This window comes from Rhodanobacter terrae, from assembly GCF_042657005.1.
In the GTDB taxonomy this organism is placed as follows: domain Bacteria; phylum Pseudomonadota; class Gammaproteobacteria; order Xanthomonadales; family Rhodanobacteraceae; genus Rhodanobacter; species Rhodanobacter terrae.
Window position 1 is genome coordinate 68533 of sequence record NZ_JBHSNG010000005.1, and the last position, 12352, is coordinate 80884.

The 12352-nt window shown below is 66.3% G+C and carries 9 protein-coding genes; 4 read left to right on the plus strand and 5 right to left on the minus strand.

Features of this window, described 5'->3' with window-relative positions; genetic code table 11:
- The first annotated feature begins 166 nt into the window (after positions 1 to 166).
- The gene (locus ACFPPB_RS06605; protein WP_377325587.1) at positions 167 to 832 is read left to right on the plus strand and encodes a response regulator; all 666 of its coding nucleotides are present in this window, start codon (positions 167 to 169) and stop codon (positions 830 to 832) included.
- Positions 829 to 2223 carry a sensor histidine kinase gene (locus tag ACFPPB_RS06610; protein ID WP_377325589.1) on the plus strand — a complete coding sequence of 465 codons (1395 nt, stop codon included), beginning with the start codon at positions 829 to 831 and terminating at the stop codon, positions 2221 to 2223. Before ACFPPB_RS06605 ends, ACFPPB_RS06610 begins: the two co-directional genes overlap by 4 nt.
- A gap of 171 nt (positions 2224 to 2394) precedes the next feature.
- On the opposite strand, the gene ACFPPB_RS06615 is transcribed toward ACFPPB_RS06610, so the two are convergent.
- The 5 genes from ACFPPB_RS06615 to ACFPPB_RS06635 all read right to left on the minus strand — a co-directional run bounded on the left by ACFPPB_RS06615 (position 2395) and on the right by ACFPPB_RS06635 (position 9765).
- Complete coding sequence (locus ACFPPB_RS06615) at positions 2395 to 3432, minus strand: YncE family protein (RefSeq protein ID WP_377325591.1); 1038 nt, start codon at positions 3430 to 3432, stop codon at positions 2395 to 2397.
- A 72-nt stretch (positions 3433 to 3504) separates the two neighbouring features.
- On the minus strand, positions 3505 to 6555 hold the full coding sequence (locus ACFPPB_RS06620; protein WP_377325593.1) for an efflux RND transporter permease subunit: 3051 nt from the start codon (positions 6553 to 6555) through the stop codon (positions 3505 to 3507).
- Positions 6552 to 7616, minus strand: a complete 1065-nt coding sequence (locus ACFPPB_RS06625) for an efflux RND transporter periplasmic adaptor subunit (RefSeq protein WP_377325594.1) — start codon at positions 7614 to 7616, stop codon at positions 6552 to 6554. The genes ACFPPB_RS06620 and ACFPPB_RS06625 overlap by 4 nt, the downstream gene beginning before the upstream one ends.
- On the minus strand, positions 7613 to 8881 hold the full coding sequence (locus tag ACFPPB_RS06630) for a TolC family protein (RefSeq protein ID WP_377325940.1): 1269 nt from the start codon (positions 8879 to 8881) through the stop codon (positions 7613 to 7615). The genes ACFPPB_RS06625 and ACFPPB_RS06630 overlap by 4 nt, the downstream gene beginning before the upstream one ends.
- Before the next feature lie 260 nt (positions 8882 to 9141).
- Positions 9142 to 9765, minus strand: coding sequence for a phosphatase PAP2 family protein (locus ACFPPB_RS06635; RefSeq protein WP_377325596.1), 624 nt, complete (start codon positions 9763 to 9765; stop codon positions 9142 to 9144).
- Positions 9766 to 9945: 180 nt separating this feature from the next.
- Here ACFPPB_RS06635 and ACFPPB_RS06640 point away from each other — a divergent pair, with 180 nt between their 5' ends.
- Both ACFPPB_RS06640 and ACFPPB_RS06645 read left to right on the plus strand, forming a co-directional pair.
- Positions 9946 to 10647 (plus strand): MtnX-like HAD-IB family phosphatase, encoded by a 702-nt coding sequence (locus ACFPPB_RS06640; RefSeq protein ID WP_377325598.1) that lies wholly within the window; start codon positions 9946 to 9948, stop codon positions 10645 to 10647.
- 59 nt (positions 10648 to 10706) lie between these two features.
- A complete protein-coding gene (locus tag ACFPPB_RS06645) occupies positions 10707 to 12107 on the plus strand; it encodes an aspartate aminotransferase family protein (protein ID WP_377325600.1) in 1401 nt (466 codons plus the stop codon).
- The last annotated feature ends 245 nt before the right edge of the window (positions 12108 to 12352 follow it).

The window sequence follows — 12352 nt, forward strand, 5'->3', positions numbered from 1 at the left end:
CGCTCCCACAAAACACGTCACGGCCAGGGTGCACCTTTCTCCGGACCGCAGAGGACTTATTTGGACCATCCTTAAGCACTTCATAAGCGGATCACCGGATAATCCGCCGCATAGACGCGGTGCCGTCACGCCGGTCATCGCGCGACGCGGCCGCAGGAGTCCGTTCGTGCACATCATCCTGGTGGAAGACGATCCTCAGCTCGGCGCCGCGATCCAGCGGGCGCTGGAGCATCTCGCCTATACGGTGAGCTGGCTGCGCGACGGCCGCGAGGCGCTGCTGGCGTTGCGCGACCAGACCGCCGATCTGGTGCTGCTCGATCTGGGCCTGCCTGGCAAGGATGGACTGGACGTGCTGATCGAGGCGCGGCGCGCCCACGTGAAGACGCCGGTGATCGTGATGACGGCGCGCGATGGCCTGGAAGCCCGCGTCCGTGGCCTGGACGCCGGCGCCGACGATTACCTGATCAAGCCGTTCCATCTCGACGAGCTTGGTGCGCGCATCCGCTCGCTGACCCGGCGTGCCCACGGCCTGGCCGCGAACCGCATCGAAGTCGGCGCGCTGAGCATCGACCTGGGCACGTTCGAAGTGGCGTTCCGCGGCGAACGCGTCGAACTGACCCGACGCGAATTCTCGCTGCTGCAGATCCTGATGGAACGCGCCGGTCGGCTGGTGCGCCGCGAGAGCCTGGAGAATTCGCTGTACGGCATCGACAACATGGTGGGCAGCAGCGCGCTGGAGGTGCTGGTGCACACGCTGCGCCGCAAGTTGAGTTTCGACACGATCCAGACCGTGCGAGGGTTCGGCTACATGATTCCGCGGGAACCGAAATGAAGCCGGCGAGCCTGCATGCCAGGCTGCGCTGGCTGATCATCCTGGTGATCGCCGCGGTGCTGCTGCCGCTTGGCATGTACAGCTATCACCGCACCATCCGCGAGGTGGACGAACTGTCCGACGGCCGACTGGCGCAATCGGCGCGGACGCTGCAGGTGCTGGTCGAGCATGCCGGTACGAACGCGCTTCGCGGCCACGCTGCCGTAGGGATACTGGTACCGATCGAGACGAGCGCCGTGCGTTCGCGCGACACCCGTGACCACACCTTTGAATCCGAGGTCGGCTTCCAGATCTTCGACCGCTCGGGACACACGACGCTGGCGACCGCCAACCTGGCTTCGCTGCCGCCGCCTGCGGCGGACGATGCCCAGTTTCGCGACGTGCGGCAGGACGGCTACACCTGGCGCGTGTTCACGCTGCAGGACCCTGCCGACAGCATCGTGATCCGCACCGGCGAGCGCTACGACAGCCGCCACGACATCACGCACGCCGTGTGGCTGGAACACAGCCTGCCGCTGCTGATCATCCTGCCGCTGCTCGCGCTGCTGGTGGGCTGGGCGATACGGCACGGACTGCGTCCGCTCGAATCGCTGACCCGTGCCCTGTCCACAAGGAAGCCGGGCAGCCACGAACCCGTGCTGCTGCCGGACGCGCCGCTGGAATTGCAGCCGGTACTGACGGCATTGAACGAGCAACTGGTGAGACTGGAGGATGCGCTGGAGCGCGAACGCCGCTTCAGCGCCGACGTCGCGCACGAACTGCGCACTCCGCTGGCCTCGGTCATGATCAATCTCGAAAGCGCGATGGCCACGCCTGATCCGGCCGAGGTGAATGCGACCCTGTCCAGCGCCCAGCACGGTGTCGCCGCACTGGCCCGGCGGATCGAGCAGCTGCTGGCGCTGGCCCGGCTGGAGTCGGGCGCGGCATCGGGCCAGCGAACGGCGGTCGATCTGATTGCCGTCGCGCTGGACGTGGTCGAGGAACTGGCGCCGGTGATTGCCGACAGCGGCGTGGAATTGAGCGTGGCGCCGCTGGCGTCACAGTTGGTCATCCAGGGTTACGAGGCGGCGATCGCGGCCTTGTTGCGCAACCTGCTGGAAAACGCCTTGCGCCATGTCCCCGCCGGCGGACAGGTACAGCTGTCCATCGAGCAAGGTGAGCATGAAGCGCTGGTGGATGTCGTCGACGATGGTCCCGGCATTCCGGCGGAACGCCGGGCCAGCGTGTTCGCGCGCTTCCATCGCGAAGCCGGCAGCCGCGGCGATGGTTTCGGGCTGGGCTTGTCTATCGTGCAGCGTGCGGCGCAACTGCATGGCGCCACGATCGAGCTGCTCGATTCACCTTATGGCCGGGGGCTGCGGGTACGTGTGGCGATCCCGCTGTCGTCGTGAACGAAGCCCCGACGACAGCGATCGCGCGATGCCGCTCTTCAGGGAGTCTCGAATAACCTGGCTTTTGGTACTGGTAGGAGCGCACCCTGTGCGCGAACGCACGGTGCGATGCGATGACGGGGTTCGCGCACAGGGTGCGCTCCTACAAATCGGGGTTCTTCGAGGTGGCCCTCAGTGACGCCCGACCGTGAGGATGCTGAAGCTGTCCGGTTCGACCGTCCGCCGGCCGTTGGCCTGCTTGGTGGCGCCCAGGCGCGCCGCCGAGAGATACAGCCGGTGCAGTTTCGGATCGAGCGCGAGCGTGCGCGCGCTGGCCTGGGTGGGGATGGTCGCCGCCACGGTGTAGTGGTCCGGATCGGTCTCGTGCACCGCGGTGATCGTGCCGCTCTCGCCATTGGAGCTGTAGACCATGGAGGTGGCCTGGTCGAACACCACCGCATCCGGGCCGTCGCCGATCGCGACGGTAGCCACCTGATGACCGTTGGTGGCATCGGTGATCGCCATCGTGCGGTTGTCGCAGACCGGGAACAGCCGGTGATGCGCGGTATCGATGGCCAGGCCGCTGGGGGATTCGCACGGTGCCAGCGGCCAGGTCTGCAGCACCTTGTTGCTGGTCGAGTCGATCTGCACCAGTTCGGACTTGTCCTCGATGTTCACGTAGACATGTCCCGCCCCATCGGATACCGCGAACTCCGGCTTGCCGGGCAGCGCGATCGTGCCGATCACGGCATTCTTGACCGGATCGATCACGCTGGCGTTATTGCTCTTGCCGTTGAAAGTCAGCACGTGATGCGAAGCGCTGTCATAGAGGATCGCATCGGGTTTCTCGCCGGTACCGGTGATGGTCGCGACGGTTTTCAGCGAGCCCAGGTCGAACACGGTCACCGACGCGCTGTTGCCGTTGCTGGTATAGCCGCGCTGCAGGTCCGGGGCGATCGCGATGCCATGCACGCCCTGGGTGTCGGCGATCGTGCCGACCTGCTTGTGGCGGTCGACGTCGATCACCAGCACGCGGTCGCCGCGGCTGACGAAGAGATGGCGGTGCTGCGCGTCGAAACTCAGGTAATCCCAGCCGCCGGCACCTGCCAGCGGCAGTCGCGAAAGCACTTGATAGTGTGCGTCAGGCGCCGCCGTGGCTGCCGCGACCGCCTGCGGAAGGCAGCCCAGCGCGAGCAGTGCCAAAAGGAAGCTGCTTGGCCGTAGTTGCATGGTGGCACCTCGAATGAGTGGAGAAGGGCGGCGATCGCTGCAGCAGGATGCGGGCGCAGGCTCAGGCCGTGCTTAGCTGGTTTCTTTCGCGCCGTGGCGCCGCAGCAAAGAGTACAGCACCGGCATCACCAGCAGCACCAGCGGCAGCTGCACCAGCATGCCGGCGATGATGGCCACCGCCAGCGGCTGCTGCATCTGCGAGCCCTGGCCCAGCGCCAGCGCCAGCGGCAGCAAGGTGAGGATCGCGGCCAGCGTGGACATCACGATGGGCCGCGTGCGGTGCTGCCCGGCTTCATGCAACGCGTCATGCAACTCCAGGCTGTTCTCCGCGTCCTGCAGTTCGGAGAAGTAGAAGATCGCCACCTCGGTGACGATGCCCACGATCATCGTCATGCCCATCATCGAGGAGATGTTCAGCTCGATGCCGGTCAGCCACAGGCCGGCGAACACCGCCGGCAGCGCCAGCAGCGGCATCGCCAGAATGGTCAGCGCCACGCGGAAACTCTCGTACAGGAACAGCAGCAGGGTGAATACCAGCGCGATCGCCGCCAGCATCACGATGGTGAGGCCGCGGAACGCCTGCTGCTGCTGCTGGTACAGGCCGCCGAGCTGGACGAACATGCCTTTCGGCAGCAGGCCAGGCCGGGCCAGTACCTTCTTGATGTCGACGATGGTGGAACCCAGGCTGCGCCCGCTGATCAGGCCGGTGACGGCGACCATCCGCTTGAGATTGTCGCGGGTGATTTCCGGCTGGCCCTGCACCTGCAGCAAGGTGGCCACCCGCGACAGCGGCAGCAGGTGGCCGTCGCCCGCCCGTATCGGCAAGGCGGCGACCTGTTCCAGCCGCTGATGCGCGTTCTCCGGCAGGCGCACGCGCACGCCGATCACTTTGCTGCCTTCCGGCAATTGGGCGGCCACGGTGCCATCGATCGCCGCGGCGACCTGATCGGTGACGCTGGTCGGATCGAGTCCTTCCAGTGCGGCCTTGGTCGGATCGACCTGTACGGTCAGCGCGTCGCCGGCCGGATTGATGCCGTCGCGCACGCCGACCACGCCGGTGATCTTGCCGATGGCGTCGGCGACCTTGCCGGCGGCGGCATTCAACTCCACCGGGTCATCGCTGTAGAGCTGGATCTCGATCGGTTGCGGCACCGCGACCAGATCGCCGATCAGGTCCTCCATCAGCTGCGACAACTCGATGTCCAGTCCCGGCACTTTCTGCTCGACTTCGGTACGGACTTGCGTCATCACCTCCTCGGTCGAGGGGCGTGAGCCGTTCTTCAGGCGCACGAAGAAGTCGCCCTGGTTCGCTTCGGTGAGGCCGCCACCCAGCTGCAGGCCGGTGCGTCGCGAGTAGGTGTCGACATACGGGTTCGCGCGGATGATCGTCTCGACCTGCCGCAGCAGGCGGTCGGTCTCCTCCAGCGAGGTGCCGGGCTTGGAGAGATAGTCGAGGATGAAGCCGCCCTCATCCATTTTCGGCATGAAGCCGGTGCCGACCTGCGTGTAGGCCACACCGCCCAGCACCAGCAGCGGCACCACCAGCAGCAACACCAGCAACGGCCGTTTCAGCCAGCGCTGCAGCACGCTCTGATAGCGCGCCATCATGCCTTTGGTAAACCGGCTTTGCGGGTGCTCCACCGAATGACGCTCGTCCAGGAAACGTTCGGCCAGCAGCGGCACCGCGATCCAGGTCAGCAGATAGGAAATGATCAGCGCGCTGGCCATGGTCAGCGACAACGCCTTGAAGAACGCGCCGGTGACGCCGGTCAGGAACGCCAGCGGCAGGAAGATCACCACGGTGGCGGCACTGGAGCCGGTCAGCGGCCGGGTGAACTCCCAGGCCGCGCCGGCGATGCGCTCGTGCACCTCGCCTTCGCCCTGGTGCAGCCGGCGCATGATGTGTTCGAGCATCACGATGACATCGTCGATGATCAGGCCGACCGCCGCGGCCATGCCGCCCAGCGTCATCATGTTGAAGCTCATGCCCAGCACGGACAGCAGCAGCACGGTGATCGCCAGCACCGCCGGCACCACGATCAGCGCGACCAGGATCACCCGCGTGTTGCGCAGGAACACGAACAGCACCAGCCCGGCCAGCACGATGCCGATCAGGATCGCGTCGCGCACGCTGGCGGCCGCGCCGGTCACCAGCTGGGTCTGGTCGTACCAGTTGGCGATCTGCACGCCGGCCGGCATCTGCGGTGCGTAATCGGCCAGGCGCTGCTTCACCTCGCCGGCGATCTGCACGCTGTTGCCGTCGGGTTGCTGATAGACCTGCAGCAACACGGCATTCTGGCCGTCCGCATTGACGCGGATCCACTGCGGCACATGGTCGAGACTGACCGCCGCTACATCAGCCAGCCGTACCACCCCGGCGGGGCCGGCACGAACCACGATGTCGCGCAGCGCAGCGACGGTGGTCGGCTGGTTGTTCGCCAGCAGCAGGTACAGCTTGTAGTGGTCGGAAACGCGTCCCATCGCCTGGATCGTCGCCGCATGACTGACCGCGCCGGCGACGTCGCTCAAACTCAGGTTCAATGCGCGCAGCTTGCCGGGATCGACATCGGCATGGAACTCGGCCACCTCACCGCCTTGCACCTCGACCCGGGCCACGCCGCTGATGCCGCTCAGCAGCGGGCGCAGCTGGTACTCCGCCAGATCATGCAGGGCGCTTGGCGACTGGGTGTGCGAACGCAGGCTGTAGGCCAGCACCGGGAACGTGGTCGGGTCCATGCGCCGGGTGGACAACTGGGTGCCAGCGGGTAGCTGCGGCAGGATCTGTCCGGTCGCCGCGTTGACCTCCTGCAGCGCCCCGGCCATGTCCGCGCCCCAGTCGAACGTCACCGCGACATCCGCGCTGCCGCGGCCGGTGGTGGAGCGCACGTCGCGCACGCCACGCACGCGGCGGATCGCCTCCTCCACCGGGGTGGTCACCTCGATCGCCATCTGGTCGGCCGGGCGGTCGCCCGCGTCCAGGGTGACCTGCACGCGCGGGAACGCCACGTTCGGAAACAGCGCCACCGGCATCCACAGCGCGCTGGCGATGCCGCCGATGGTCAGCATCAAGGCGAGAAACAGCAGCGAGCGGCGATGGCGTTGCATCCAAGCGGTGATGTTCACTTGGCAGACTCCCGCACCGCATCGCCATCGGCCAGCTCGTAGGCACCCAGCACGATCACCTTGGCCTGCGCATCGAGGGCACCCTGCACGCCGACGGTATCGCCGTCGGGACTGCGCAGCGTCACGTCGATGCGTTTGGCGTGACCGTGCTCGACCTGGAACAGGTAGTCGCCGTGCTCGTCATGAAGTACCGCGGCGCGCGGGACGGCCCACGCGCTGAAATCGTCCGTGCGGATCTGCGCGTCGACGGCGGTGCCCGCCACCAGCGTCGCACTGGCCTCGGCGGGGAGCTCGACCTGGGCGCTCAGCAGATGGCTTTGCGGGTCCACCGATTGCCCGATCATCCGCAGCGTGCCGGTAAATCCGGTCGCGCCATACACATTGCGCAGTTGTACCGGCATGCCCGCATGCAGCTTTGTCACGTCTTCCGGCTGCACGCCGAGCTGGGCGACCAGCGCATGCGCCGGCGTGAAGCCGAGCAGCGGCGCGTTCGCCGCAAAGCGATCGCCCAGCGCCACGCTGAGCGTGGTGACGACGCCGTCGACCGGCGCCGCGACGGTTTCTTGGGACGTGCCGCCGCCCAGCGCGTGCTGTGCGTCCAGGGTGGTGCGGGCATCAGCCAGCGCCTTGCGTGCGGTGGCCAGTTGCGACTGCGTGGCCAGCCGTTGCGCGGCCAGCTGTTCGGTGCGCTGGAGCTCGCCTTCGGCCAGGGTCAGCGCGCTCTGCGCCTGCTGGTAGGTGTTCCGCGCCGCCGGGTCGGGCGTGACCGTCAGCAGCGGCTGGCCCCGCTTGACGGTCTGCCCGGCCGCCACCTTCACGGCGACCACCTGGCCGCCATGCGCGAGACTGATCGTGCGCGCGTGCTGCGGATCGCCGGTCGCGCTGCCCCAGGCCTCGACGGTGTCGTGGAAGGTTTGCCGTACCGGCGTCGCCGTGGTCACCGCGACTTGGCCAGGTGGAGCGGCGGCATCTTCGTCGTCCGCGGCGGCATGGCCGCAGCCGGCCAGCGACCCGGCCAGCAACAGTACGCACAGATTCGGCAGAAGGGTTGAACGATTCATGGCGTGGCTGCTTTGACGGAGACGGGGTGGGCGGTGGCGAGATCGGTGTTGCCGAGCAGGGCTTCCAGTGCAATCGCCTGGGTGGCCTGCTGCTGTTGCAGGTCGAGCAGATCGAGGTCGGCAGTCAGCGCATTGCTGCGGATGGCCAGGTAGGTAGGCCAGTCCAGCAGGCGTTGCTGCCACGCCGCTTCGGCGGCACGGCGGGCGGCATCCAGCTGCTGCGCGTGGTCGGCCAGCGCCGCGCGCTGGCGGGTCAGCGTGGCGAGATCGGCGACGAGTTGCTGCATGTTGCTGCGGGTGTCCAGCACGCGCGCCTCGTAGTCGTCCTTCAGCTGCTGCCGGGTCGCTTTTTCGATCGCGATGTTGCCGCGGTTGCGGTCGAACAGCGGCAGCGTGATACCGATGCTGAAGCCATGGGTCGTCACGTTGCTGGTGTCGCGCGCAGTAGTGAAGCCGACGCTCAACGCCGGAAACTGGGCCAGTACGGCCGCGCGCAGTTTGGACTCCTGCGACTGGTAGCCGGCTTGCAGCGCGAGCAGATCGGGTCGCCGCCGCGGCAGGTCGGCCAGCGCCTGCTGCGCCTGCTGCGGCGTCGGGCTGGCCTGATACGGCGTACCGACCAGTGCGAGTGGTGCGCTCGGGGCCAGTCCGAGCAGGAAGTGCAGATCCGTCTCCGCCTGATGCAGTGTGATCGTCGAGTCGGCCAGGCGCTTGCGCACATCGGCGCCCGCATTGAGGCCGGCGCTGGCGCTGTCGTAAGTGAGATTGCCGGCGCGTAGCGCCGCATGAATGAAGGGTTGGAGCGGCGCCAACGCGGCCTGCTCGGCCGTGAGCCGTGCCTGTTGCGCGCGCAGGGTCAACACCTGATCAAACAGCAGCCGCGCCTGGGCCACGCTCTGCCATTCCGCCCACAGCAGGTCGAGATTCACCTGGTCGGCCTGGCTGCGCGCGGCCGCACGACGTGACGAGCGGGTAAGCAACGCAGTGATGTCCTCGCTGATGCCGAGGTTGTACGCGATGCTCGTACCGGCGCCGGTGTGGCCGGGGAAATCCTCGCCGAAACTCAGCTGCGGATCGGGCAGCAAGCCCGCGGCAAACGCTTGCGCGCGGGCGATGCCGAGTTCGTCGCGCTTGAGCTTCAGGGCCGGACTGTTGAGCACCGCCAGCATCGCCACTTCGGTGACATCGAGCCCGTCCGAGGGATCGAAACGATGGTCCGGCAACGCCAGCGTCGGCATCGATGCTACCGGTGCAGTCAGTTGCATCACGCTGGGTGCGCCTTCACCGCTCCCGAGCGGGAGAGGCGCGTACGTGGCACAACCGGTCAAGGCCAGTCCCACGCCGAGACCCAATGTCCGGAGAGAGGCGCGAGGCAGGCACCAACGCAAGAGACGTTGGTGCGGCATGGCGCGAAGGTGTCGCTGTTGAGGAGTATGGCGCATGAGCCATTCTGAGGGCAGGCCGCTTAGTTTTCTCTTAAGAATTCCCGATCAGCAGCGACGCCTTGGTCCGTTCAATGCAGGCGTCATTTGAAGTGGTGGATGAAGCCGACCTGGAAGCCGCCGGGCAGCCAGCCGATGATCAGCGGCGAATGGCGATGGGCCGACCACAGTCCGACCCCCGTGCCGATGGCGGCACCGATCAGCACGTCGCTCTGCCAGTGGGCGCGAACCTTCATGCGTGCCACCGCGTCGTAGGCCGGCAGCAGGGCCAGCGCATAGACCGCGGGATGATCCTCGCCGTAGTTGGCGATGAACGGTGTGACCGCGGCCGAAATGGCCGCCACTTCGCCGCTGGGGAAACTCTGCGCGTGCGATCCGGCGAAGAAGCGATTGGGATTGCTGGTTTGCGAAGGCCGTTCGCGCTGAAAGGCAAGCTTCATCGCCTCGGTGCCGACGCTGGTGATGACCAGCGAATCCACGGACCGCCAGAACGTGTCGCCCAACTTGTCCTCATCGCCGAAGGCGAGGGCGCCGCCGGCGACCGTGAGGATGGTGCCGTACATCAGCACGTTCTGGTTGGTGCGCTTCCAGATGCCGCTGTTGTCGTAATGGAGACGATGGTCGATGCCTAGCGGGCCACCGGAGGCGCAGGCGCTCCCCGAGGCCAGGATGGCGACGCTGAACACCCAGGATCGCAATGCGGGCATGTCACGGCTCCCACAGGGCAGGCGCGGACCTGTCTTCGCATTCGAAAACTACGCCGGCTAGCTTTCGGTGGGCTTACCAGGCAGCCATCGGCGGCGGTGGAAGAGTGTCCGGGGACGGGAAAGGACGCCGAAAGGCAGGGTTTCTACTCTGCGCGGTATCGTTATTGGCGTGAGTTTCCGATGTCCGAATCCGGCTGGACCATTCTGTGTGATTTCGACGGCACGATTTCCGTCGAGGACGTGATCGACTCGCTGCTCGACCGTTTCGGTCGTCCGGGCTGGGAAGTGCTGGAGCAGGACTGGCGAGCCGGCCGCATCGGCTCGCGCGAGTGCATGTCGGGCCAGGTCGATCTGTTGCAGATGACCCGGGCGGAACTCGACGCGCATCTGGGCGAACTGTGGATCGACCATGCATTTCCGGGTTTCGTGGCAAAGGCGCGCGAACTGAACGTGCCGATCCGCGTGGTCAGCGACGGTCTCGATTATGCGATCCACAAGATTCTCGGCCGTTACGGCCTGGACACGTTGCCGTTGGCGGCGAACCACTTGTCGCCCGCCGAACCGCCGAAGCAGTGGCAGCTGACTTCGCCGTTCCAGGCCGATGGCTGCCGCAGCGGCACCTGCAAGTGCGCCTGCGTGGCGCAGGCCCGCAAGACCGGTGCGAAGACCTTGCTGATCGGCGACGGCGCCTCGGATTTCTGCGCCGCCGACCGCGTCGATTTCGTGTTCGCCAAGCATCGCCTGATCGAGCATTGCCGTGCCACCGGCATCGACTACGTACCGATCACCGGTTTCGAGGATGCGCTGGAGTTCCTGCCGAAGCTGCTCGACGGCAGTTTGGCCAGTCACTGGCACCACGAGCCGGCGCACGCGCTGTCCTGATCGCGCGGTACGTATTCCCCTTTTTTCCGAATTCCCCGAATCATTCCGGATCATTCCCCATGAAAATCGACAAGACCGCCGCCGGCTTCATCGACGACGCGCAGCTGCTCGCCGACGAGGCGAAGTACAGCTCCTTCGGCGACACCGTGCATTACGTGGACCCGCCGAAGATCTTCCGTCACGGCAGCGGAAGCTATATGTACGACACCGCCGGCACGCCGTTCCTCGACCTGCAGATGTGGTATTCGGCGGTCAATTTCGGCTACGGCAACCCGCGCCTCAACAACGTACTGAAGGACCAGATCGACCGGCTGCCGCAGGTCGCCAGCCAGTACCTGCACCAGACCCGCATCGAGCTGGCCAAGACGGTGGCGCTGGATGCGAAGAAGAAGTTCGGCCTGGACGGCCGCGTGCACTTCAACGTGGGCGGCGCCCAGGCGATCGAGGATTCGCTGAAGATCGTGCGTAACGCCAGCAACGGCAAGAGCCTGATGTTCGCGTTCGAGGGCGGCTACCACGGCCGCACGCTGGGTGCCTCGTCGATCACCTCGAGCTACCGCTACCGTCGCCGCTTCGGCCACTTCGGCGAGCGCGCGATGTTCATCCCGTTCCCGTATCCGTTCCGCCGCCCCAAGGGCATGACGCCGGAAGAATATTCCGACGCCTGCGTGCGCCAGTTCGCGCGCCTGTTCGAGACCGAATACAACGGCGTGTGGGATCCGAAGGTGAAGCAGGCCGAATACGCCGCCTTCTACGTCGAGCCGATCCAGGGTACCGGCGGCTACGTGATCCCGCCGATGAATTTCTTCAAGGACCTGAAGAAGGTGCTGGACCAGTACGGCATCCTGATGGTGGTCGACGAGATCCAGATGGGTTTCTGGCGCACCGGCAAGCTGTGGTCGATCGAGCACTTCGGCGTGACCCCGGACGTCCTGGTGTTCGGCAAGGCGCTGACCAACGGCCTGAATCCGCTGTCCGGCCTGTGGGCGCGCGAAGAGCTGATCAATCCGACGATCTTCCCGCCGGGCTCGACCCATTCCACCTTCAACTCCAACCCGCTGGGTACCGCGCTGGGCCTGGAAGTGATCAAGATGGGCTACGAGCTGGACTACGAGACCAGCGTGCCGAAGAAGGGCGCGCATTTCCTCGAAGGCCTGCGCGACCTGCAGAAGCGCCACAAGGAAATCGGCGACGTCGACGGCCTCGGCCTCGCGCTGCGCGCCGAGATCTGCACCGAGGACGGCTTCACGCCGAACAAGGCGCTGCTGGACAAGATGGTCGACATCGGCCTGGCCGGCGACCTCGAGCACGACGGCAAGAAGATCGGCCTCGTACTGGACGTGGGCGGCTGGTACAAGAACGTGATCACGTTCGCGCCGTCGCTGGAGATCACCCACGAGGAGATCGACCTGGCGATCGCCTTGCTCGACCAGCTGTTGACCAAAGCCAAGAAGGGTTGAGCTTGGCCGCGCGCGGGCCACGCGTCGTGGAGGCTGGCGCAAAAAGAACCCGGCGACATGTCGCCGGGTTCTTTGGTTTGGAAGGGCTTTGCAGGGCGGGAGGCATGGGCCGCGGCGTGGCGTCAAGGTACGGGGCAGGCGCCGGCGGAGAGTGCCTGATCTACGAGACCAGGCCGTCTCTCTTTGTAGGAGCGCACCCTGTGCGCGATGCTCTTCATGGGTGTTCAGAAGCATCGCGCACAGGG

Coding starts and splice junctions, on each gene's coding strand:
- ACFPPB_RS06610 (WP_377325589.1), top strand. CDS start 829: ATGAAGCCGGCGAGCCTGCATGCCAGGCTGCGCTGGCTGATCATCCTG.
- ACFPPB_RS06615 (WP_377325591.1), bottom strand. CDS start 3,432: ATGCAACTACGGCCAAGCAGCTTCCTTTTGGCACTGCTCGCGCTGGGC.
- ACFPPB_RS06625 (WP_377325594.1), bottom strand. CDS start 7,616: ATGAATCGTTCAACCCTTCTGCCGAATCTGTGCGTACTGTTGCTGGCC.
- ACFPPB_RS06630 (WP_377325940.1), bottom strand. CDS start 8,881: ATGCAACTGACTGCACCGGTAGCATCGATGCCGACGCTGGCGTTGCCG.
- ACFPPB_RS06635 (WP_377325596.1), bottom strand. CDS start 9,765: ATGCCCGCATTGCGATCCTGGGTGTTCAGCGTCGCCATCCTGGCCTCG.
- ACFPPB_RS06640 (WP_377325598.1), top strand. CDS start 9,946: ATGTCCGAATCCGGCTGGACCATTCTGTGTGATTTCGACGGCACGATT.
- ACFPPB_RS06645 (WP_377325600.1), top strand. CDS start 10,707: ATGAAAATCGACAAGACCGCCGCCGGCTTCATCGACGACGCGCAGCTG.